This window comes from Arthrobacter sp. FW306-1B-G06A (assembly GCF_058781765.1).
The window spans coordinates 63,819-86,564 of sequence record NZ_JBYSXB010000009.1 but is presented as its reverse complement, the minus strand read 5'-3'; the positions used below and the strand labels follow the sequence as shown (position 1 = coordinate 86,564).

Annotated in this window: 21 protein-coding genes; 14 read left to right on the top strand and 7 right to left on the bottom strand. The window is 65.0% G+C overall.

All coding sequences use genetic code 11. The annotated features are described in order from the left end of the window. The coding region (locus AC3WJM_RS06915; protein ID WP_492271468.1) for an LGFP repeat-containing protein at positions 1-685 on the bottom strand (685 nt) is incomplete at its 3' end. Between the two features lie 352 nt (positions 686-1,037). Here AC3WJM_RS06915 and AC3WJM_RS06910 point away from each other — a divergent pair. Further along, positions 1,038-3,686: a DUF4118 domain-containing protein gene (locus AC3WJM_RS06910; protein ID WP_332602831.1), complete on the top strand. Its 2,649-nt coding sequence runs from the start codon at positions 1,038-1,040 to the stop codon at positions 3,684-3,686. Beyond that, positions 3,683-4,360 (top strand): response regulator, encoded by a 678-nt coding sequence (locus AC3WJM_RS06905; RefSeq protein ID WP_284988923.1) that lies wholly within the window; start codon positions 3,683-3,685, stop codon positions 4,358-4,360. Before AC3WJM_RS06910 ends, AC3WJM_RS06905 begins: the two co-directional genes overlap by 4 nt. Here the strand turns inward: AC3WJM_RS06905 and AC3WJM_RS06900 are convergent. Continuing rightward, on the bottom strand, positions 4,350-6,236 hold the full coding sequence (locus AC3WJM_RS06900) for an ABC transporter ATP-binding protein (protein WP_492271467.1): 1,887 nt from the start codon (positions 6,234-6,236) through the stop codon (positions 4,350-4,352). The two genes, AC3WJM_RS06905 and AC3WJM_RS06900, sit on opposite strands and share 11 nt — an antisense overlap. Positions 6,237-6,336: 100 nt before the next feature. Between AC3WJM_RS06900 and AC3WJM_RS06895 the strand changes: the two genes are divergently transcribed. From AC3WJM_RS06895 to AC3WJM_RS06885, 3 genes are all read left to right on the top strand, one after another. Continuing rightward, positions 6,337-6,768 (top strand): MarR family winged helix-turn-helix transcriptional regulator, encoded by a 432-nt coding sequence (locus tag AC3WJM_RS06895; RefSeq protein WP_284988925.1) that lies wholly within the window; start codon positions 6,337-6,339, stop codon positions 6,766-6,768. Positions 6,769-6,951: 183 nt separating this feature from the next. Further along, on the top strand, positions 6,952-7,230 hold the full coding sequence (locus tag AC3WJM_RS06890; RefSeq protein ID WP_390281896.1) for a hypothetical protein: 279 nt from the start codon (positions 6,952-6,954) through the stop codon (positions 7,228-7,230). 247 nt (positions 7,231-7,477) lie between these two features. Further along, the gene (locus tag AC3WJM_RS06885) at positions 7,478-7,792 is read left to right on the top strand and encodes a carboxymuconolactone decarboxylase family protein (RefSeq protein ID WP_492259107.1); all 315 of its coding nucleotides are present in this window, start codon (positions 7,478-7,480) and stop codon (positions 7,790-7,792) included. A 71-nt stretch (positions 7,793-7,863) separates the two neighbouring features. On the opposite strand, the gene AC3WJM_RS06880 is transcribed toward AC3WJM_RS06885, so the two are convergent. Both AC3WJM_RS06880 and AC3WJM_RS06875 read right to left on the bottom strand, forming a co-directional pair. Continuing rightward, the gene (locus tag AC3WJM_RS06880; RefSeq protein WP_332602833.1) at positions 7,864-8,307 is read right to left on the bottom strand and encodes a hypothetical protein; all 444 of its coding nucleotides are present in this window, start codon (positions 8,305-8,307) and stop codon (positions 7,864-7,866) included. Positions 8,308-8,369: 62 nt separating this feature from the next. Continuing rightward, a complete protein-coding gene (locus AC3WJM_RS06875) occupies positions 8,370-9,524 on the bottom strand; it encodes a hypothetical protein (protein WP_492271466.1) in 1,155 nt (384 codons plus the stop codon). 177 nt (positions 9,525-9,701) lie between these two features. On the opposite strand from AC3WJM_RS06875, the gene AC3WJM_RS06870 reads away from it, so the two are divergent. After that, the gene (locus AC3WJM_RS06870) at positions 9,702-10,643 is read left to right on the top strand and encodes an NAD-dependent epimerase/dehydratase family protein (protein WP_492271465.1); all 942 of its coding nucleotides are present in this window, start codon (positions 9,702-9,704) and stop codon (positions 10,641-10,643) included. Here AC3WJM_RS06870 and AC3WJM_RS06865 read toward each other — a convergent pair whose 3' ends face one another. Together AC3WJM_RS06865 and AC3WJM_RS06860 are read right to left on the bottom strand one after the other, a co-directional pair. Further along, on the bottom strand, positions 10,644-11,348 hold the full coding sequence (locus tag AC3WJM_RS06865) for an alpha/beta fold hydrolase (RefSeq protein ID WP_284988930.1): 705 nt from the start codon (positions 11,346-11,348) through the stop codon (positions 10,644-10,646). It abuts the gene before it with no gap. Between the two features lie 74 nt (positions 11,349-11,422). Then, a complete protein-coding gene (locus tag AC3WJM_RS06860) occupies positions 11,423-13,339 on the bottom strand; it encodes an FAD-binding monooxygenase (protein WP_492271464.1) in 1,917 nt (638 codons plus the stop codon). A 206-nt stretch (positions 13,340-13,545) separates the two neighbouring features. Between AC3WJM_RS06860 and AC3WJM_RS06855 the strand changes: the two genes are divergently transcribed. The 7 genes from AC3WJM_RS06855 (at position 13,546) to AC3WJM_RS06825 (ending at position 20,700) form a co-directional block, all read left to right on the top strand. Continuing rightward, positions 13,546-15,003, top strand: a complete 1,458-nt coding sequence (locus AC3WJM_RS06855) for a fumarylacetoacetate hydrolase family protein (RefSeq protein ID WP_492271463.1) — start codon at positions 13,546-13,548, stop codon at positions 15,001-15,003. Beyond that, a complete protein-coding gene (locus AC3WJM_RS06850) occupies positions 14,996-15,685 on the top strand; it encodes a GntR family transcriptional regulator (RefSeq protein WP_492271462.1) in 690 nt (229 codons plus the stop codon). Before AC3WJM_RS06855 ends, AC3WJM_RS06850 begins: the two co-directional genes overlap by 8 nt. Before the next feature lie 55 nt (positions 15,686-15,740). After that, positions 15,741-17,252 carry a 5-carboxymethyl-2-hydroxymuconate semialdehyde dehydrogenase gene (hpaE, locus tag AC3WJM_RS06845; RefSeq protein ID WP_492271461.1) on the top strand — a complete coding sequence of 504 codons (1,512 nt, stop codon included), beginning with the start codon at positions 15,741-15,743 and terminating at the stop codon, positions 17,250-17,252. A gap of 147 nt (positions 17,253-17,399) precedes the next feature. Further along, positions 17,400-18,488 carry a 3,4-dihydroxyphenylacetate 2,3-dioxygenase gene (hpaD, locus tag AC3WJM_RS06840; RefSeq protein ID WP_492271460.1) on the top strand — a complete coding sequence of 363 codons (1,089 nt, stop codon included), beginning with the start codon at positions 17,400-17,402 and terminating at the stop codon, positions 18,486-18,488. Positions 18,489-18,541: 53 nt separating this feature from the next. After that, positions 18,542-19,327 (top strand): 2-oxo-hept-4-ene-1,7-dioate hydratase, encoded by a 786-nt coding sequence (gene hpaH, locus AC3WJM_RS06835; RefSeq protein WP_492259115.1) that lies wholly within the window; start codon positions 18,542-18,544, stop codon positions 19,325-19,327. Then, positions 19,312-20,148 carry an HpcH/HpaI aldolase family protein gene (locus AC3WJM_RS06830; RefSeq protein ID WP_492271459.1) on the top strand — a complete coding sequence of 279 codons (837 nt, stop codon included), beginning with the start codon at positions 19,312-19,314 and terminating at the stop codon, positions 20,146-20,148. Before hpaH ends, AC3WJM_RS06830 begins: the two co-directional genes overlap by 16 nt. Positions 20,149-20,265: 117 nt before the next feature. Continuing rightward, positions 20,266-20,700, top strand: a complete 435-nt coding sequence (locus AC3WJM_RS06825) for a hypothetical protein (RefSeq protein WP_284988937.1) — start codon at positions 20,266-20,268, stop codon at positions 20,698-20,700. Position 20,701: 1 nt separating this feature from the next. Here AC3WJM_RS06825 and AC3WJM_RS06820 read toward each other — a convergent pair whose 3' ends face one another. Further along, positions 20,702-21,232 (bottom strand): hypothetical protein, encoded by a 531-nt coding sequence (locus AC3WJM_RS06820; protein ID WP_492271458.1) that lies wholly within the window; start codon positions 21,230-21,232, stop codon positions 20,702-20,704. 294 nt (positions 21,233-21,526) lie between these two features. Here AC3WJM_RS06820 and AC3WJM_RS06815 point away from each other — a divergent pair, with 294 nt between their 5' ends. Further along, on the top strand, positions 21,527-22,735 hold the full coding sequence (locus AC3WJM_RS06815; RefSeq protein WP_492271457.1) for an aspartate transaminase: 1,209 nt from the start codon (positions 21,527-21,529) through the stop codon (positions 22,733-22,735). Positions 22,736-22,746 lie beyond the last annotated feature (11 nt).

Sequence of the window (22,746 nt, the reverse complement as noted above, 5' to 3'; positions counted from 1 at the left end):
GCTCGTCGCTGCTCGGGTACCCCAGACCGCCCGTGTCTGCGGACAGCTGTTGGTAGCGGCCGTTGATCGCGCCCCAAACTGCGAACGTCCCGTATCCCGGGACGAAGTAGATGGATCCGCGTTGGAATTGCTGCCGGCACGCCCCTCCAGGCAGTCCGCATTGCTCGTCGCTGCTCGGGTACCCCAGACCGCCCGTGTCTGCGGACAGCTGTTGGTAGCGGCCGTTGATCGCGCCCCAAACTTCGAACGTCCCGTATCCCGGGACGAAGTAGATCCACCCCCTCTGGAATTGCTGCCGGCAAGCCCCTCCGGGGAGATCGCACTGTTGCTCCGCAATCGCCGGGCCGAGTCCGCCGGCGTCACCGCCGAGGCTTTCGTGCTTGGCGCCGATCGCGCCAGGGACGGCGAAGCCGGATGCCTTTACGGTTGTGGAGGAAGGTGCAGGGGTGGCTGACGTGGTGGGCGAAGGTTCGATTGCCTTTGGCGGCGTGGCGCCCGGTGTCGGAACCGGCGTCGCGGTGGGAGCCGGCGTCGGGGCCGGACCGGTCGGCCCGGGCGCGGGTAACGTCGTCGATGATGGCGACGGCGTCACAGGCACCTGCGCGGGGACCCCGGTCCCGGGAACCTGTGGTGCCACGGAGTCCGTGGAGGCTGAGGGTGACGGTGCAGGTGTTGGGCTTGCCATGGCCGGGGCGGGCAACAGGGACAGGCAAACGCCAATTGCTATTGCGGCTCCGAATCGATGGAGGCGCTGTGTACGGGGGAATTGAAGGCGTGCGCGCCCGGTGGACATCCTGGGGCTATCTTGTATGCCAGTAATTGCTTTCTCCTTTACCGCCACGCTCAAACCGAAGCCACGGTCGGTAAGGACAGTGGCCGCGGTGACGCAGCCGTAAAGAGAACCATCCCCCGAGGCACATGTATTGCTGATCGTGAGACTACCGCTCCGAAAGTTCCCCGGCGGGCAGACGCGCCGGTCAAAAAGGCTGGCTTTCTTGCGGGCAACCGACGCGTTAAACAAGTGAAAGAATGACCACATGGCACGGGCAACGTTGCGCATTTTCCTCGGGGCAGCCCCGGGAGTAGGGAAGACCTACGCCATGCTTGAGGAGGCTCACCGGCTGCGCGGCCGCGGTGAAGACGTGGTGGTGGCCTTCGCCATGGACCATGGGCGCAGCGACACCCGTGCCTTGATGGACGGATTGGAAGTCATCCCGCCGCACACGATTGCGTACCGGGACACCAGCTTTGAAGAGATGGACGTCGACGCGGTCTTGGCACGCAAGCCGCGCATCGCCGTCGTCGACGAATACGCCCACTCGAACATCCCCGGAAGCCGCAACGCAAAGCGCTGGCAAGACGTCGAGGAACTGCTCGACGCCGGCATCAACGTCCTCTCCACCGTCAACGTGCAGCACCTGGCTTCCCTTGGTGACGTCGTGAGTGCCATCACCGACGTCCGGCAGGCGGAGACAGTGCCCGACGACGTCGTGCGGCGTGCCGATCAAATCCATCTTGTGGACATCTCACCGGAGCTGTTGCGGCAACGGCTGGGCGACGGCAAGATCTATTCGGCGGACAAGATCGACGCTGCCCTGTCCAACTATTTCCGGATGGGCAACCTGACGGCATTACGGGAACTGGCGCTGCTGTGGCTGGCCGACCGCGTGGACGAAGGGCTCGCGAAGTACCGTTCGGAACAGGGGATCGAGGCGAGCTGGCCCGCCCGCGAACGCATCGTCATCGGCCTCACAGGCGGGCCGGAAGGGGAGGTCCTTGTCCGCCGGGCCGCCCGGATCCTCAAGCGCGTCAATGGCGGCGACCTGCTCGCCGTGCACGTCCGCGCCGCTGATGGTGTGGCTTCGGAATCTCCGCGGGCGCTGGAAGCCCAGCGCCTGTTGGTCCGGGACTTGGGTGGCAGCTACCACACGGTGGCAGGGGAGGACCCAGCGAAGGCCTTGCTTGACTTTGCCCGCAGCGTGAACGCGACGCAGATCGTCGTCGGGATTTCCCGGCGCCGGAGCCTCGTCGCCAGGCTGACCGGGCGGGGGATCGGCAACCGGGTGGTGCGTGACTCCGGCGATATTGACGTGCACATGGTTTCGCATCCCTTGGGCGGCCGGGGCGTGGACCGTCCACGGCAGCGGGACCTTGGTCGCACAAGGGTGATCGTCGGGTTTGCTATGGCGGTGGTCCTGCCGGTTCTTTTGCAGCTCCTGCTGGCGGCGAGTCCTTCCCACAACATCACGACGGCGGTGCTCCTCCAGTTGACGGGCTCGGTTGCCGTCGCCCTGGTGGGCGGGTTGTGGCCCGCTCTGCTCGGTGCCTTGTGGAGCAGCCTGTTGGTGAATTTCTTCTCCATACCGCCTGTGGGGACCCTGACCATCAGCGACCCCGAGAACATCATCGCGTTGCTGGTTTTCGTGGGCGTTTCAGCCGCTGTTGCGGCCGTGGTGGACGTCTCGGCCAGGCGCTCCAAGGAAGCCGCCCGTGCCCGTGCCGAGGCCACCACCCTGGGTGACCTCACGCGCGGGGCATCGAGCGCCGAGGACACCGTCGAAGGACTTTTGAAGCAAGCGTTGGACGTATTCCAGATGCGCGGGGCTGCGTTGTACAGGGCTGGCACCGCGGGCCCGGGCGGCGGGACAGCGGGCGGCTGGCGCCTCGTCGCCAAGGCCGGAGAGGCCGCACCCCTCCCTGCCGACGGCGGCGAAAACACCGAACAGATCGACGCCGGAACCCGCCTGGTCCTGTCCGGCCGCATCCTGCCAGCCAGCGACCGCCGCCTACTCAGCGCCTTCGGCGCGCACCTTTCGGCCCAGCTCGAGCGGCGGCAATTGGCGGCAAGCCGACGTGAAGTCAGGCGCTTGGCCGAAAGCAACACCATGCGAACCTCCATCCTGCGCGCCGTCTCCCACGACTTGCGGACTCCGCTGGCCGGGATCAAATTGGCCGTCGGCGGCTTGCGGCAAAGCAACGTCCACTACACACCGGAGGAGGAACAGGAACTGCTGGCAACCATCGAGGAATGCTCGGACAGGCTCGACGTCCTCGTGGGGAACCTCCTGGACATGTCCCGCATTACCTCGGACTCGGTGAATGCCCTCATTCGCCCGGTGCGCTGGTACGAAGTGATCCCCACGGCCCTCCATGGCATGCCGCCGGGGCGGGTGCGCGTCGACCTGCCCGGGAACATGCCGGAGATCGACGCCGACGCCGGGATGCTGGAACGCGTTATCGCAAACATCGTGGAGAATGCCATCAAGTACGCTCCGGATTCCGATGTTGTGCTGGTGGGAGCCGCTGGTGGCTTTAGCTCGTCCACCCTGGACGGGAGGCCGTCCGGAGAACTGCGCATCATCGACCACGGCCAAGGAGTCCCCGCCGAAAGCGTCGTCAGGATGTTCCAGCCATTCCAGCGGCTCAACGACGTCCCTTCCACCACCGGGGTTGGCTTGGGGCTCGCCGTGGCCAAGGGATTCACGGAGGCGATGGGAGGCACGCTCACCGCGGAAGAGACTCCGGGCGGCGGCCTGACCATGGTCATCCGGCTTCCGCTATCCACAGGGGTCGCGTTCCCGCACGAGGAGGCGCAAGCTCCCCTGGAGGCGCAATCCGTTCTTTTGCAGCACCGCCACATGCCGCCTTCGGGCAGTCCGGATAGCGCCTCCAGGGAGGCGGGATGAGCCACGTCCTGGTGGTGGACGACGATCCCCACATCGTCAAGGCCTTGCGGATTACGCTCCAAGCCCACGGTTACACTGTGGCCACAGCGTCCGACGGCGAATCGGCCTTGCGCTCTGCCGCCCAGCACCCGGTTGGCGTCTTGATCCTCGACCTGGGGCTGCCAGACATCGACGGAACCACAGTCATCACCCGCTTGCGTGAGTGGAGTAGCGTACCCATCCTGGTCCTCTCCGCACGTCACGGCTCGGACGACAAGGTGGAAGCCTTGGACGCCGGCGCGGACGACTACATCACCAAACCGTTCGGACTCGACGAGCTGCTCGCGCGCCTCCGGGCGATCCTGCGGCGCACCTCTGACCCGGGCGAAGAAGCGCCCGTGCTGGTCACTGAATCGTTCACTGCGGACCTTGCCATGAGACGCGTGACGCGCGACGGCGAAGACGTCCGCCTCACGCCGACGGAGTGGAGGATCCTGGATCTTTTCGTGCGCAATCCCGAGAAGCTGATCACCCAACAGCAGCTCCTCAGCGAGGTGTGGGGCCCGGCCTACGCCAAGGAGGCCAATTACCTGCGCGTGTACATGGCCCAGCTCCGCCGGAAACTGGAACCGGAGCCCGGGAACCCGCGCCACCTGATCACCGAGGTAGGGATCGGGTACCGGTTCATGCCGTGAGGCGGGCTGCGGCAGCATGATCGGCAAACTCCACAGTCTCCCCGGCCTCGACAAGCCGCGCATACGCGCCGCCTGAATCGCGAAGGTTTCCGGGCGTTCCGAACTCCACGATGGCACCGCGCGAGAGCACTGCGAGCTGATCGGCTTTCTCCACGGTGGAGAGCCTGTGGGCGATGGTGAGCGTAGTCCGGCCGACGGCCAGCCGGTCGAGCGCCGCCTGGACATGGGCCTCGGTTGCGTTGTCCAGGGCGGAGGTAGCTTCGTCGAGGACCAGCACTTTCGGATTGCGCAGGATGGTTCGGGCAATCGCCAAGCGCTGCTGTTCTCCTCCGGAGAAGCGGTGGCCCCGAGCGCCGACCATGGTGTCCAGGCCGTCGGGCAAGCTTGCGATCAGGTCCGCGATCTGTGCCGAGGCCAGCGCGCTCCACAGCACTGCGTCGTCCGCGCCGGGTGCAGCCAGCAGCAGGTTTTCCCGGATGGTGTCGTGAATCAAGTACGTCTCCTGGGACACCACGCCAACGATTTTCGTCAGGTCCTCAGGGGCGATGTCGCGCACGTCGACGCCGTCAATGGTGATCCGCCCGGCGGTGGCGTCATGCAGGCGCGGGACCAGCGAGCCCAGCGTCGATTTGCCGGAGCCCGTGGGGCCCACGATTGCGGTGCTGGTGCCGGCCGGAAGCGTGAGGTCGACGTCGAGCAGAACGTCCGTGCCGCCGTCGTACGCGAAACGGACGCCCTCAAAGCGGACCTCGCCGCGCACTGCGGCCGGGTCCAGCGGGACGGGCCGCGCCGGGGGAGTGATCTCGGGAGCCAAGTCCAGGTACTCAAAGATGCGGCTGAACAGGGCCATTGCGGTGACCCATTGGACGCCGAGATCCAGCAAGCTCATGACCGGGCGGAAGATGGCGCCTTGCAGCGCGGTGAACGCCACGAGCGTGCCGATGGTCATGCCGCCGCTGGTGACGGGCAGTCCGGCGGCGAGGTAGATCAGCGCCGGAATGGCCGAGAAGATTATGCCCATGGTGGACATGCGCCAGCGGCCGGCCAACTGGGAGCGCATCTCCAGGCCGATCAGCCTTTTGGAGCTTTCCGTGTAGCGGTGGGCGTCGCGCTTGGTGGTTCCGAGGGTTTTGGAGAGCCTGACTCCGGAGACTGACAGCCCTTCCTCGACCTGGGTGTTCATGGTGGCCAGCTCGCTTTGCAGCGTTGACGTGATGTTGCGCCGGAGCAGGGCCACCCGGCGGGTGAACCAAACAGCCGGCGGTATCACTATCAGGGACAAGAGCGAGAGCCCGGGCGAAATGGCCACCATGGCGATGGCGGTGGCAATGGCCGTGGTCAGGTTGGACGCAACACCGGTCGCGGTGGAGGTGATGACTTGCTGCAGGCCGGAAATGTCGTTGTTCAACCGCGACTGCACCTCGCCACTGCGGGTCCGGGTAAAGAATCCGAGCGATTGCTTTTGCAAGTGGGTGAACAGGCGCGTGCGCAAGGTGTGCATGATCTTCTGGCCCATGCCCGTGGTCATCCACGTCTGCAGCACGCCAATCAGCGCGGTTGCGGCGGCCACGGCGATCAATCCGGCGGCCAGCCACGCGAGCAGTGGCAGATCCTTGCCGGGCAGCGCGACGTCGATGATGTGGCGGACCAGGAACGGCTGCGCCAGGCCGATGATGCTTGAAGCGCTGATGAGAAGCACGACGACGGCGATGGTCGCCTTGTGCGGGGTGAACAGCCCGGCGATCCGTTTGAGGCTCACGGGGTGCTGTTTCAACTGGGTACGGTCCGCGGGATTGAGGCGGGCGGGGCCGCGGCCGGGACTTCGGGCTCCGACGCCCGGTCGATGGGGATTTTGGGTGAGGATGTTCTCCGTCATAAGCACCACCTCCAGTGGCGAGCGGGGCGCGGGAATCGCGCCTACTAATACAGAGGTTACCTCACTATGTGGCTACAGGTCAAATTGCTAGACTGACAGAATGCAGTCACAGCCCTCAGATTCTGCCGACCTTGGCGATCTCTTCCATGCCGCCTTCCGGGGGCTGCGCCGGACCTGGGCCGAGCAGCTGTCTCCGTGGGAGCTGACGCCGCACCAATGGCGGGCGCTCATGACTCTTATGCGCCCGGCGCCAGGGGACCCGATTCGGCTGAAAGACTTGGCGGAACGGCTGCGCATTGCGCCACGATCGGCCACGGAAGTGGTGGACCAGCTCGAGGTCAAAGGCCTCGTCCGCCGCGATCCGGACCCCACGGACCGGCGCGCCACCCTCGTCGCCGCCACCAGGGATGGGCAGCAACTCTTTGCGAAGATCAGCGCTGAAAGGCGTGGCAAGTCTTCCGAGTACTTTGCCCGGCTCAGCGCAGAAGATCGCGCCGAATTGGCCCGGATTCTGGGTCAGCTCGGGGACTGAAGCGAACGCCGCCCGCCTGCCAAGTTGCCGCAGAGTAGGTAGAGTCGAAGCCATGACTCGCCGGAAGGTTCCAGTTGCCCTCGTCGCGCTCCCTTTCGCGTTGTGCCTGATCGCACTTGCGCCAGCAGAGAGAGCGGGGGCCGCAAACTGCGATTCGCAAGGGCTTCTGGGGGTGGTTGGCATGTGCTCTCCCGCCAACTCCCCATCTCCCCGGCCATCGGAAAAACCCACTCCGTCGGCCACGGCTATCCCGCCTGTACAACCGCAACCCCAGCCGGATCCCGGCGTCGCGGTTCCGTCCGGTGGCGCCTCAACGCCTTCGACGGCGGTGACCGTGCGGGCGGACCCAACTCAGGCCGCGCCACCGGCGGCAACCACAGCTACAGTGCCTTCGCCGATCGTTTCCAGCCCGAGCCCCTCGACGCAAAATTCAACCTCTGCGGCGACCGCTACCCGGATTGACCCGGGCGCCCCCGCCCAGAGTGACCATCCCATTGCTCCAAGCGTTTCAGTGGCTGGAATCCTGTTGGCCTTCGGCGGAACCCTCATCGCCGCAGGCGGAGTGGTAGGCCTCAGAAGATATCCGCCGCTCTAACCCCGGCCCGCGGAGTTCATCGGGAAACAGGTAATAGCGGACCCTGCCTCATTCCGGTGGCCATTCCTAGGATTGAAAGCAAGTCGACAAGCTTTCACTAACAAGGAGAACCCCATGGCCGAACCATCCCGTGCCCAGCAACTCGTCGGAGACATCTCGCCCAAACTTGCCTCACTCACCGACGACGTTCTCTTCGCTGACGTCTGGGAACGCCCCGAATTGGCCAAGCGGGACCGGAGCCTCATTACCGTTGCCTGTCTCGTGACAAGCGGCAGCACTGAGCAGCTTTTTGGCCACCTGCGTCTCGCGAAGGCAAACGGACTCAGCGAAACCGAATTGAGCGAGGCTATTACGCACCTGGCGTTCTATGCGGGCTGGCCCAAGGCGATGTCCGCCATGGCGGTCGCCAAGCAGGTGTTTGCTGAGTAGCCAAGTCCGCGCGAGTAGCCAAGTCCGCGTCAGGGGCGCTTGGCGCCCCTAGCCCGGCTTGCTGCCGGAAGTCAGGCCTGCGGGGTGTGCCCCTGGAGTGAGGCAATCTGTGCACGCGCGGCTGCGATGAGTTCCTCGTTAGTGTTGGCGTGGCCGTTGAGGCCCCAGCCGCCGTCGGGCGCTTCGGTGAGCAGGACCCAGGTTCGATCAGGCAGCGTCGGGTCCGCGGCCGCCGTCGCGACGAGCGCGGTGAGTTGTTCGACAACGGCGAGCTGCTTTTCGCGGTTCAGCGCGCCCGCGTTCGTGAGCACCTGGACGCGCACGTAGTTGCTGTCGCCGTCGACATTCGACAGATCCCCCGCCGGGAATTCATGGATGAATGCCGCCGTGTTCTTGCGGAACATCGGGATATCCGGCACCTGCTCCACACGCATCACCGTCGACGCCAGATCAATCGCGAGCTGGTGTTTGTCTGCGAAAGTCCCTGCGGTGGCGTACACGTCGATCATGGGCATGATGCTTCTCTTCTTCGATGCAGTTCAACCGTCATGTGCGTTGCCATCCTTGCACCTTGCTGTCACTGTGTCTTCCTCTTGGCAATCATTTGCGGATCGTCCGGCTTGACGTCCTTGGAAGTGCGGTTCTTCGGCCTGTGCGGCATGACCGGTTCGGATGCGAAGCGTCGCGGGCCGCTCCACATTGATGGCGGGGCATCGATCGCGTAGGCAAGGGCGTATGCGACCCTTTCGTAGTTGACGCGCCAGCCCCTGAAATGTGGCCATGCTTGCTCCGCCGTCACCTCAATCGGGTAATCGACGGTCCGCATGAGTTCCACGGCCGCTTGAAAGTCTTCAAATGTCACATCGAGTTCGGAATCGGGATCGGGGTCTTCGTCGACCGGGATCCGGATGGCCCGGGCCACTTGGTTCAGGCAGGTGAATCCCATCCGAATGACCAGCCGAGCCCGGGTGCTCGGGGCGGACCCCGGACTCAGCGCAAGCTGCAACGCGGCCGCGTCCATGACGCTGAGGAGGGAGTTGAGCCAGTTCGATTGCGGTGAAGGCGAACGGAACCATACCAGCGTCAGGTAGGTGCTGTGTGATTCGGCGACATCCGCGGCCCATCGCTCCCACCTTTGGTAAAGCTCGCTGAGCTCGCTGGTGCTGGTTTGGGCGGCCATCCCAAACCGTGTGCGCACCAGAAGCTCGGGTCCCCATGAGGGTGAGCCTGCCCTCGATACGAGGAGCGTTACTTCCGCCTCCCGCCTGTTGAAGGCTGCATAGAGCGTTGGCAGATAACCGATCTGCAGAGCGATCACGATCAACCCGGTATAGGCGGCGACGTAAACCAACACGGTGTTGCCGACATTCGATGGAGCAGCATAGCCAAGCGTGAACATCGCGGAGCCAGCCTCGCTTGCGGCTTGCCAGAGGTCACCGTCGACGAAGGGAAGAAGCAGGAGACTGAACGACAAGTCGAACACGATCACCCAAACCAGCAGACGGACGAACAGCGCCATGGGGGACTGCCAGGCAAGGATCCGATCACGTACTTCGTACGAGGAGACGGGCTTAGTGATGACAAAGAAGATTTTCGCAGTGACCAAATGGGTCATCCGTGAAAGGTTGCTGTGCAGCGGACGTGGCACGATCAGCGTTCCGATCACGCTCATCCAGTTCAGGAGCAACGCAAGCAACCCGACTGAAAAACATGCCCACACGAATACAGTCAATGTGCTCTTTCGACATTGTTAGACACCAATTCAGCTATTGACCACCGGTAGGTACAAAGCTGATGAGGCTCGTATCATTCATTCCACCCTCGGATCTTGTCAAGGGTAAGCGGCTGCGCCGTACTTCGGTGCGACGTCACCAGCAAAGCATCGCCGGAGAGTTAGGGAGTAACCATCGTGGCACGCCATCTTATCCTCGGCGCCGGACTCGTAGGCGCGACGCTCGCGAGGCAGCTCTCCGCCCGTGGAGACCAGGTAACTCTCGGCACGCGCAGCGGCACTACGGTCCCCGGGGCGACTCCCGTGAAACTGGACGCGAGCAACCCGGCCGACGTGACACGGGCTGCGCGTGGAGCCGACACGATCTTCGTTTGCACCAATCCGCCCTACACCAATTGGGTAGCCGATTGGCCTCCGATCTTCGACGCCGTGATCAAGTCGGCCCGTGACTCCGGGGCCGGTCTTGTGCTCATGGGCAACCTCTATGCGTACGGCCCGCCGGACGGTCCGATGACCGAGCATTCACAGCTCGCCACCACCGAGAAGAAGGGCCTCGTGCGCAAAGCGGGTTGGGAGAAAGTCCTTGCCGCGCACGAACGCGGTGAAATCCGGGCCGTGGAGGTTCGGGCGAGCGACTACTTCGGTCCTGGGGCGGCGGGGATGTCGACTCATCTTGGCGGCGGCTTTTTTCAACCACTCCTGGCCTCCAAAACGGCGCGTGTCGTGGGGGACCCCGTACTGGAGCACAGTTGGAGCTTCCTGCCCGATATCGCCGCGACACTTATCGCGGCCGCAGACCACCCGGGCGAATGGGGACGGGCCTGGCATGTGCCGAGTGCATCCGTCCCGCGCTCGGAAATCGCGCGGCAGGTGAATGAGCGTTGGGGCGTGAAGGGCCGGGTGGCCCCGATCCCGCAGTGGTCACTTAAAGCCCTCGGCACCGTCATTCCGATCATGCGCGAGATCTCAGCTTCCAGCTACCAATTCACGATGCCCTTCGTGATCGACTCCGAGGAGACGCGGAAGATGCTGGGTGTTAAGGCAACATCGTGGGACCAAGCACTGGAGGTCACGGTGGAGAGCTACCGTAAGCCCGAAACGAGCCATTCGGCGCGGTGACTAACCCGTCCGCTCAACCGCCGCAAGAATGGCCTCGCCGAGTTCATGCGGCTTCGTGAACTGGGGCCAGTGTCCGGTGGGCAGATCCATGAATTCCACGTCGTTGATGCGTGCGAGCTCGGCCACGAACGGGTGGCCGGATTCGATCCACTCGCCGAGCAGGCTGGAGGGGAACTCGCACGCGATGATGGTGGCGGGGACGTCGTAGCGGCGCACATCGTGCAAGCGCTGCTTATCCGTGGTCACGTTCTTTGGCTCCGGGATGGCGCGTGCCCGGAACGCGGCCCGCAGCTCCTCGTTGAGGTCCACGAGGTCCTCATTTTCGAACAGCTCCCATGGCGGCAAGGGCACGGCATCGCCCTCGACAGGCAGTTCGTCGTTGATGACGCCGCCCTCGCCAAGCGGTCCGCTGTCCACGTAGACCGCCCGGACCACCCGGTCCGGGCGGGCGTCGACGGCGCCGTGGATGATGGCACCTCCACCGGAGTGGCCGACCAGTACAACAGGACTGCCAACGGCGTCGACGGCTGCCACTACTGCCTCGATGTGATCCCTGAGGCCGATACCGGACCTCGGGGCGTCAATTGCCTCCAGCCCAGGCAGCGTGAGCGGGTGGACCGTGTGGCCCGCAGCAACGAGCGGCGGCGTGACCTCCGACCACGAAGAAGCGTCCAACCAGAACCCGGGAACCATGATGATGTCCATGCCGGTACCCTACGACGGGCCACCGACAGAATGAACCCTTGCGTTGGTCCCGCACGCCGGAACGCGCCAACAGCTCAGACCGCTGCGGTCCGTCCCGATCGAAGGAGGGGCGCGAAGAACGCGGCGAGTTCCGCCGTCGCGGTCAAGGGCAAGACGTTCGCCACGTACTGGTCCGGCCGCACCACCACCACGACGCCGTCGCGGTCGAGGCCACGCAGCTCGAAGATGTCTGCCGAAGGATCGGTGCCGTAGACGTTCTCAAGGTAGGTGAGCTTGAACGGTCCGACCTCCGGCTTGAATGCTTCCGGCACCGCTCCGATGTCGACGCTCGTGTGCTCCTGCTGGTAGATCACCTTCACGTCGAACCACGCGTCCCGGTCAGCGCCCGACGGCGTTGCGGCCAGCGGCGAGTCCGGCGAGTTCGCGATCCACTCGGCAAAGTCGGCGACGGCGGACGCTCCCCCCTGTGCCGTTCCCGCACCCGCAGCGTCCGCGAAGACGTAGATGCGCCACCGTCCGTCAGCCTTGGCCTGGTGGCCGAGCTGTAGCGGGTTGGTATCGCAGACGCGCACCACGGGCGCGGACTTGAAACGCTTACCGATGGTGAATCCCGTGGCCAGGCCTTGATGTGTTGGCTCGGCGATCAGCGGCGAGGGAGCGTAATGGGTCATGAAGCCGGCAGGGAACTCTGCGGTGCTCACGTAGAAGTTCTCCAGCTCGGTGGGGTCCTCAAATTCCTCGGGCTTCTTCGCCATGAGCGTGGACCACTCTTTGTCGAAGTCGATGAGGTTCTTGGCAACCACTTGGCGCTCGGCGGAGTATGTGGACAGCAGGCTCTCCGGGCTGCGTCCTTCGAGTACGTGCCCGAGCTTCCAGGCCAGGTTGAAGCCGTCCTGCATGGAGACGTTCATGCCTTGGCCGGCCTTGGCGCTGTGCGTATGGCATGCGTCGCCGGCAATGAACACACGCGGTGTGCGGGTGCCGCGCTGGTCCGGCAGGACGTCGTCGAACCTGTCCGTGAGGCGGTGGCCCACTTCGTACACGCTGTGCCAGGCGACGTTACGCACATCGAGCGTGTAGGGATGGAGGATGTCGTTGGCCTTGGAGATGATCTCCTCGATGGTGGTGTTCCGCACGGAGCGGTTGTCGTTCCGATCCACCTCGCCAAGGTCGACGTACATGCGGAAGAGATGGCCGCCTTCGCGCGGGATCAGGAGGATGCTGCCGCCCGTGCCGGACTGGATGGCGCACTTCGTGCGGATGTCGGGGAAGTCCGTGACGGCAAGGACGTCCATGACGCCCCACGCGTGGTTGGCCTGGTCGCCGGCGAGGGTGCAGCCGATCGACTCGCGCACCTTGCTCCGCGCGCCATCCGCGCCCACGACGTATTTGGCCCGGACAATGCGTTCCTGGCCCTCGTTTGGTCCGGCGGTGTGGAGGAGCGTGACGGTGACGGGGTAGTCACCGTCATTGGTGACTTCGAGGCCGCGGAACTCGTATCCGTAGTCGGCGGTCATGCGGGTGGGGGAGTTCGCCATGTACTCGGCGAAGTAGTCCAGCACGCGCGCCTGGTTGACGATCAGGTGCGGGAATTCGCTGATATCCCCGGTCGGATCGTCGAGGGCCCGCGCGGTACGGATGATGCGTGAAGGGTCTGACGGGTCCGGCTTCCAGAACGCCATCTCGGTGATCCGGTACGCCTCGGCAATGATCCGCTCGGCGAATCCGAAGGCTTGGAATGTCTCCACGCTCCGGGCCTGGATCCCGTCGGCCTGCCCGATCGCGAGCCTGCCGGGGCGACGCTCCACGATACGGGTTGTGACGCCCGGGAACTGGGACAACTGCGCGGCGGCGAGCATGCCGGCGGGCCCGCTGCCGACGATGAGTACGTCGACCTCGTCGGGAAGATCAGTGGGTCTGGTGATGCCGACGCCGGCGGCCGCCTGGACACGCGGGTCGCCGGATACATAACCGTGGTGGTGGAACTGCATGGGCTTTCCTCACTTCATTGTGCGGTTGTTCAATTATAGAACTGTGAATTCTTTATTTGAACCTTTGTTTGGATTCATACTGTACGGCAGGCGTGACGGGGGCTACAAGGGCCTCACGATCCGTCCGGGGATGCAGGGGGTTGACGTCCCGAAACTCCAGGGTCATAGTTATCGTATACGATTTCGTACTCGATGAGGAGTGAAACTTGGAACAGGTCACCGACCACACCCTGGCCGCGGCCCGCAAGGTCATCGCGGTGCATATTAACTACCCCAGCCGGGCGGCGCAGCGGGGCCGGATGCCGGAGCAGCCGTCGTACTTCCTGAAGCCTTCGTCGTCCCTTGCCCTCAGCGGCTCAACGGTGGAGCGTCCGGCTGGCTGTGAACTCCTCGGCTACGAGGGCGAGATCGCGCTGGTCATCGGCACGCCCGCCCGCCGCGTGGGTCTGGAAGACGCCTGGAGCCACGTCCAATGGGTCACGGCCAGCAACGACCTCGGCGTCTACGACCTCCGCTACGCGGACAAGGGCTCCAACCTCCGGTCCAAGGGCGGCGACGGCTTCACCCCGGTGGGCCCCGCGCTCATTCCGGCCGCCGACGTCGACCCCTCCGGGCTGCGGATCCGCACCTGGCACAACGGCGAACTCGTCCAGGACGACACCACCGAAGAGCTGCTGTTCCCCTTTGCGCGCCTCGTCGCCGACCTTTCCCAGCTCCTCACCCTCGAACCCGGCGACATCATCCTGACCGGCACACCGGCCGGCGCCTCCGTCGCCCGGCCCGGCGACGTCGTCGAGGTTGAAGTCACCGGCGGCGGGCTCAGCAGCGGCCGCCTGGCCACCACCGTGACGGAAGGTACGACGGCGTTCGCGGACTTCGGTGCCCGGCCCAAATCCGACGACACGCAGCGGGAGGAAGCATACGGTTCTCGGGAAGCGGCCGGTCTGACCGCCGTCGTGCCTGTCCTGACCCCGGAGTTGAAGAAGAAACTCGAGTCCGTCGCCACCGCCACCCTGTCCAGCCAGTTGCGCAAGCGTGGGCTGAACAACGTGAGCATCGACGGCCTGCAGGCCACCCGCCCGGACCGCCGCGTCGTCGGGCTCGCCCGGACGCTGCGCTATGTCCCCAACCGTGAGGACCTCTTCACGACCCACGGCGGAGGGTTCAACGCCCAAAAACGGGCGATCGACTCCGTGAACGAAGGCGAGATCCTGGTCATGGAGGCCCGGGGAGAAAAGGGCACAGGGACCGTGGGAGACATCCTGGCGCTGCGTGCCCAGATGCGCGGTGCCGCGGCCATCATCACCGACGGCGGCGTGCGGGACTTTTCTGCCGTGGCAGGACTGGACATGCCCACCTACTTCGCCAACCCGCACCCCGCCGTGCTGGGCCGGCGCCACATCCCGTGGGACACGGACATCACCATCGCCTGCGGCGGGGCCACGGTCCAGCCCGGGGACATCATCGTGGCCGATTCGGACGGGATCCTCGTGATTCCGCCGGCCATCGCCGACGAGCTGGTGGACGAGTGCATCGCGCAGGAGAAGGAAGAGGCCTTCATCTTCGAGATGGTCAAGCAGGGCAACAGCGTGGACGGTTTGTATCCGATGAACGCCCAGTGGCGTGCCCGCTACGAAGACTGGGAAGGAACCCAAGGTGACTGAAACCGCCGTAAGCAGCACCGCCGTCGGGAGCAAGTCGGAGCAGGCCTATGCCGCCGTGAAGGCGCGCATCGTGGAGGGCACGTACACACCGGGGTACCGCCTGGTGCTGGCCAAGATCGCCGAGGACCTGGGCGTGAGCGTGGTCCCGGTCCGGGAGGCGATCCGCCGCCTGGAGGCCGAGGGGCTCGTGACGTTCGAGCGCAACGTCGGCGCCACGGTCTCCGGGATCGATCCGACCGAGTACCTGTATACGATGCAGACCCTGAGCATCATCGAAGGCGCCGCGACGGCATTGTCCGCACCCCTGATCGATTCCGTGGCCATTGCCCGGGCCCGTGCGGTGAACGCCGAAATGCGTGACTGCCTGGAGCATTTCGACCCCGTCCGCTTCACGGCCCTGAATCAGGACTTCCACAGCGTGCTCTTCGAACACTGCCCCAACCCGCACATCCTGGACCTCGTGCACCGGGGCTGGAACCGGCTCGCCTCGATCAGGGCCTCGACGTTCCGCTTCGTCCCCGGCCGCGCGCAGGAATCCGTCAAAGAGCACGAGGCGCTGCTTCAGCTCATCGAAAGCAACGCCGACGCCGACACCATCGAACAAGCCGCCCGCCGCCACCGCAGCGCCACCCTCGACGCGTACCTCGCACAGAGCAACGCGGGGTCACTTAGCGCCCATTAGAGGGCCCAACATGGGCCGTAAGTGACCCCGCGTTCCAATAGCAAAGGAGAAAACAATGACGTTCACTGCACCAGAAACCACCCATTACGTCCCGAAGGACCTTCCCACCCACATCCAGCACTTCATCAACGGCGAATTCGTTGGCTCGGTCAGCGGGAAGACCTTCGACGTCCTGGACCCGGTCTCCAACACCAACTACGCCACCGCCGCGGCCGGGCAGAAGGAAGACATCGACCTCGCCGTTGCCGCGGCCCGCGAAGCCTTCGTGAACGGCCCGTGGCCGAAGATGAAGCCGCGCGAGCGTGCCCGCGTCCTGAACAGGATCGCCGACGCCGTTGAAGCCCAGGAGGAGCGCCTCGCCGAACTGGAGACCTTCGACACTGGCCTGCCGATCACCCAGGCCAAGGGCCAGGCGTTGCGTGCGGCGGAGAACTTCCGTTTCTTCGCGGACCTGATCGTGGCCCAGTTCGACGACGCCATGAAGGTCCCGGGCTCCCAGATCAACTACGTGAACCGCAAGCCGATCGGCGTCGCGGGCCTGATCACGCCGTGGAACACCCCGTTCATGCTCGAGTCCTGGAAACTCGCCCCCGCCCTGGCCACCGGCAACACCGTGGTCCTCAAGCCGGCCGAGTTCACCCCGCTCTCGGCCTCGCTCTGGGCGCAGATCTTCAAGGACGCAGGCCTGCCCGACGGCGTGTTCAACCTCGTCAACGGCCTCGGCGAGGAAGCCGGTGACGCCCTCGTCAAGCACCCGGACGTGCCGCTGATTTCCTTCACGGGCGAGACCACAACGGGCCAGACGATCTTCCGCAACGCCGCCGCCAACCTCAAGGGCCTGTCCATGGAGCTGGGCGGGAAGTCCCCGTGCGTCGTGTTCGCCGACGCCGACCTGGACGCCGCGATCGATTCGGCACTATTCGGGGTCTTCTCCCTCAACGGAGAACGCTGCACCGCCGGTTCGCGGATCCTCGTCGAACGCGCGATCTATGACGAGTTCTGCGAGAAGTACGCCGCCCGCGCGAAGAATATCGTCGTCGGCGACCCGCACGACCCCAAGACCCAGGTCGGCGCCCTCGTCCACCCCGAGCACTACGAAAAGGTCGCCTCGTACGTGGAGATCGGCAAGTCCGAAGGCCGGCTGCTCGCCGGCGGCGGACGCCCCGAGCACCTCCCGGAAGGCAACTACATCGCGCCGACGGTATTCGCCGACGTCGCGCCCGACGCCCGGATCTTCCAGGAGGAGATTTTTGGCCCGGTCGTCGCGATCACCCCGTTCGAGAACGACGACGAAGCCCTCGCCCTCGCGAACAACACCAAATACGGCCTGGCGGCCTACATCTGGACCCAGAACCTGACCCGCGCGCACAACTTCGCGCAGAACGTCGAGGCTGGCATGGTGTGGCTCAACAGCCACAACGTCCGGGACCTACGCACCCCCTTTGGCGGGGTCAAGGCCTCGGGCCTGGGCCACGAAGGCGGCTACCGCTCCATCGATTTCTACACCGACCAGCAAGCCGTGCACATCACCCTCGGCGCTGTGCACACCCCGAAGTTCGGCGCCTGACCCCGCCCAGCCCAACTACCTCGCACTTGTTGTCGTTATGGGGCTCCAAAACGACACTTACTGCGAGTCAGTTGGGCGGCGCCCGGCACCAAAGGCGAGCATCCCGCCGTCGAACACCACAGACCCTTTCGAAGAAGAGAGAATCCCATGAGCAACTTCGTCCCAACCCCCACCGTCCCGGCGCCGGATATCGTCCGCTGCGCCTACCTTGAACTCGTGGTCACGGACCTCGCCAAGTCCCGCGAGTTCTACGTGGACCTGCTCGGCCTGCACGTCACCGAGGAAGACGAGAACACCATCTACCTGCGTTCCTTCGAGGAGTTCATCCACCACAACCTGGTCCTGCGCAAGGGACCCGTCGCCGCAGCCGCGGCCTTCGCGTACCGGGTGAAGTCCCCGGCCGAGGTCGACGCCGCCGAGGCCTACTACCGCGAATTGGGCTGCCGGGTTGAGCGCCGCAAGGACGGCTTCACCAAGGGCGTGGGCGACTCCGTCCGCGTGGAGGACCCGCTGGGTTTCCCGTACGAGTTCTTCTACGAGGTGGAGCACGTCGAACGCCTCACCCAGCGCTACGACCTCTACTCCGCCGGTGAGCTGGTCCGCCTGGACCACTTCAACCAGGTCACCCCGGACGTTCCCCGCGGCCGGGCCTACCTGGAGGACCTGGGCTTCCGCGTGTCCGAGGACATCAAGGATTCCGACGGCGTCACGTACGCCGCGTGGATGCACCGCAAGCAGACCGTGCACGACACCGCCCTGACCGGGGGCAACGGCCCGCGCCTGCACCACATCGCCTTCTCCACGCACGAGAAGCACAACATCATCCAGATCTGCGACAAGATGGGCGCCCTGCGCATCAGCGACCGGATCGAACGCGGCCCGGGCCGGCACGGCGTGTCCAACGCGTTCTACCTGTACATCCTGGACCCGGACGGGCACCGCATCGAGATCTACACCCAGGACTACTACACCGGTGACCCGGACAACCCCACGGTCACCTGGGACGTCCACGACAACCAGCGCCGCGACTGGTGGGGCAACCCCGTGGTCCCGTCCTGGTACACCGAGGCCTCCCTCGTCCTGGACCTGGACGGCAACCCGCAGCCGGTCGTCGTCCGCGAGGAAAAGAGCGAAATGGCGGTCACCGTGGGTGCCGACGGCTTCTCGTACACGCGCCAGCCCGAGGACGGCCCCGCGGGGGAAAAGAAGGGCTTCAAGGTCGGCTCGCAGCTCTAGGCCGGCGGCCCTCAACGTATGCTGACCGCAGGATGGCCGAACGGAGTGTGGAGATGCTTGACCCGAAGACGATAGAAACCATTGCCGACGAACTAGTAGAAGCAGGCCGGAGCCGGACCCCGGTTCCGCGCCTGACCGCCCGCTACCCGGAGATGACGGTGGAGGATTCCTACGCCGTGCAGCAGTTATGGCGGCGCCGGAACGAGGACGCCGGCCGGAAGCTGGTGGGCCGCAAGATCGGGCTGACGTCCAAGGCCATGCAGGACGCCACCGGCATCACCGAACCGGACTACGGCGCGATTTTCGATGACATGGTCCTGGACACCGGTTGCTCCGTGCCGTGGGACCAGTACACCCACCCCCGGGTCGAGGTGGAACTGGCGTTCGTGCTCAAGAAGGACCTCTCCGGGCCCGGCTGCAGCATCTTCGACGTCCTGAACGCCACCGACTACGTGGTTCCGGCCCTTGAGATCCTGGATTCCAGGATCGAGATGGAGGGCCGGACCATCGTGGACACCATCTCGGACAACGCGGCCATGGGTGCCATGGTGGTCGGCGGACGCCCGGTCCGCCCGGACGCCGTCGACCTCCGCTGGGTATCGGCGATCCTGTACAAAAACCAGGTGGTGGAGGAAACCGGCGTCGCCGCCGGCGTCCTGGACCACCCCGCCAACGGCGTGCACTGGCTCGTTAACAAGATCGCCCCGCACGGTGATGGGCTGAAGGCCGGGGAGATCATCCTCGCCGGCTCCTTCACCCGCCCCCTCTGGGTATACAAAGGCGACACCGTCCACGCCGACTACGGTCCCTTGGGAGTTGTCACATGCCGGTTCGAGTAGAACCAGACCGCACGTTCCGTCAAGCCCTGGCCGCCGCGGACAGGCCACTCGCCGGGATGTGGGTGTGTTCCGGGAGCCCGCTCATCGCCGAACTGTGCGCCGGGGCCGGGCTGGACTGGCTCCTGATCGACGCCGAACACAGCCCCAACGGCCTCGAATCCATCCTCGCCCAGCTCCAGGCCGTCCGCGGCTACCCCGTCCAAGCCGTGGTCCGCCCGCCGGTCAACGACACCGTGCTCCTCAAGCAATACCTGGACCTGGGCGTGCAGGACCTGCTCATCCCCATGGTCAACTCCGCCAAGGAGGCACAGGCCGCCATCGCCGCCGTCCGCTACCCGCCGCACGGGGTCCGCGGCGTCGGCTCCGCCCTGGCCCGCGCCTCGCGCTGGAACCGCATCCCGGACTACCTCGCCCGGGCCGCCGAAACCATCAGCGTCACGGTCCAGATCGAAACCGGGGCCGCCGTTGCCGCCGTCGAGGAGATCCTGGCGGTCGACGGCGTCGATGCCATCTTCCTCGGCCCCTCGGACCTCGCGGCGTCCATGGGCCTCCTCGGCGAACAGGAACACCCCACGGTGCGCGCCGCCGTCGAGCACTGCCTCGCCGCGGCAAAGACCGCGGGCAAACCGGCCGGCGTGAACGCCTTCAACGAAGCCACCGCACGCGCGTACATGGACGCCGGTGCCTCGTTCGTGCTGGTCGGCGCGGATGTCGCGCTGCTGGCGCGCGGCACCGAAGCCCTCGCCGACAAGTTCATCCCAACAAACCCCGACGGCGGAGCGCCCTTAGGCGGGACAGGTGACGCCCCGTCGAGCTACTGAACTAGGTAGGTAGTCGGTACTCTTCCGGAGGTCCTTGGACGGAGCTACATTGGATATCCCGAGGCCGCTCGGGGGCGGTCGAGGAGGGGGTCGGCCGCAATTTCAATGGAGCATGCCGTGGTCCCGCAACCAGATCTCAATCCTCAACAAGCCGCAGCCATCGCCGAATCGCCGGCTGCACGGCGTCCAGGCCCCGTGGAGTACGATCTGCGGGCTGTTTACGTCCCGCAGTCCGGGCTGTTCCTGGATGATGAGGGGCGCGAATTCTTTGTAACCGCCGTGGAATTCTGGGAGCACGCGACGGTAGTCAGTCTGTGCTGGAAACGCAGGCCCATGGCAGGGCAGGGAAGTCCGCCCCTGGTTGCCACGGATGAGCACGACCGGGTGCTGGGCGTGAAGCGCATTTGGAACGTCGGTGCGCGTTCGATCCAGCATTTTGAACCGATCTCGACGTCGGCCCGCGCATTGACGGTGCTCATCGCGAGGAAAACGGGAACACAGGAACTGTTTAGCTGCAGGACGCCCCCGGAAAAGAAAGACGCAACGAAGTAAGCTAGGCGGAGCGCGCGATGCCCCGCGTTGACCTGCGGATATGCTCGGGGGTGAGGCCGGTCAGCGAGGCAACTTCAAGGTCATCGCAGGCTTGGGTGCGGAGCGCCGTGACAATCAACGCTTCCCGCTGATTAACGATCTGGTCGCGATGCCTTTCGGCTGCTTTGAGTTGCTCGCTTTTCGCCCTCAGGCCGTCCACATGTGCGCCTCGCGTAAGCCCACTCGGGTGAAGGTCGTCATAAGCCAAACCGATGGTTCGGACAGCCCGAATGTTTTCCCCGGTCACCGCCGAAATTGTGGCCAGCGTGAGCCCGTCTTCAAGGGCCTGGGCGATCATCTCGTTGCGGGCAGCGGTCAATGTGCGGATGGCGCTCGAAGCATGGGACAGGAGTTGCCTGTGCGCCGCGAGGGCGTGCGTGAGCTTGGCACGCTCTCCTTTGGCCACGGTTTGGGACCGGGCTGGAACCTTGGCCCGGTAGGTATACCTGCCGGTGGCTGACGGGCCCGGAAGGGACCCGGATTGGGCTGGCATTGGATCCCTTTCGGACTCTTCGCGAACTTCTGATCTATGAAATCTAGGCGGTGTTCGCAGCGCCGCGGAAATACCAATACCGCGTGAACCCATAAGCGAAGTGCATGGAAGATTCCCATATGGGGTTGAAATGTCCCTAAACGACCACAGAATCCCTATATAGATCGGGTGGTCATAAGGGCCTCTTATTGATCCACGCACATTAGGTCTTATCCACGGCGCCCGGCAGTGCCTAGTCTCGAAATTGGGGATTCGACACCCGAATCCTGAGTTTCACGATTCTGGAGAAGACAAATGTCCGAGTACCTGCCGGCGTCGAGGGTCACACGCATCAAGTCCTCAGCGAGCGTTGCGGCCGCCGCCCGCGTCCGTGAACTACGAGCCGAAGGCATCCCGATCATCGACCTGACCGTCGGCGAGCCGGACTTCGACACCCCTGATCACATCAAGGCGGCAGCGATCGAAGCGATCAACGCCGGCCAGACCAAGTACACCTCGGTGACTGGAACGCCGGAACTGCAGACCGCCATCCTCCGCCGGATTGAAAGCCACACCGGCGTGCGCTACGAAGCGAACCAGCTGACCATCGGCGGCGGTGCCAAGCAAGTCCTCTACGTTGCGCTCATGGCTTCGCTCAACGAGGGCGACGAGGTCATCGTCCCCGCACCGTACTGGGTGTCCTACCCGGACATGGTCCTCGCCAACGACGGCACGCCCGTGATCGTCGCTTGCGGAGAAGACACCGGCTTCAAGCTCACACCGGCCGCCCTCCGCGAAGCCATCACGCCCAAGACGAAATGGCTCATCCTCAACGCTCCGTCCAACCCGACGGGAGCCGTGTACACACGCGAAGAACTCCAGGCCCTGGGTGCCGTCCTTGAGGAATTCCCGCATGTCTACATCCTCACGGACGAGATCTACGACGAAATCCACTTCGGCGACGGCCGGGTGACCAGCCTCGTCACTGCCGTTCCGACCCTCCGCGACCGCATCCTCCTGGTCAACGGAGTCTCCAAGGCCTACGCAATGACCGGTTGGCGCCTTGGCTACGGCGTAGGTCCAGCGCCTTTGATCGCAGCGATGAACAAGCTGCAGTCGCAGACCTCATCCTGCCCGTCCTCGGTCAGCCAGGCAGCTGCGGCAGCCGCGCTGAACGGCGACCAATCGTTCGTCCGGGACAGCGTGGAGGTGTACCGCAAGCGCCGGGACGTCGCCGTCGAAGGCCTCAACGCCATTGACGGACTTTCCGTCGCGCCGGCCGAGGGTGCCTTCTACGCTTACGTGAATTGCAGCGGCGTCATCGGCAAGACCGCTCCGGACGGCACGGTCATTGAGAACGACCAGGACTTCACGCTGTACCTCCTCAACGCGGCTGCGGTCGCCGTCATCCAGGGCTCGGCCTATGGCCTTGGCCCCTACTTCCGGATCTCCTTCGCCACATCGCTGGAGACCATCAACGCCGGCGTGGACTCGATCCGCAAGGCAGTCAGCGCCCTCAACTAAGCCCCACGGGC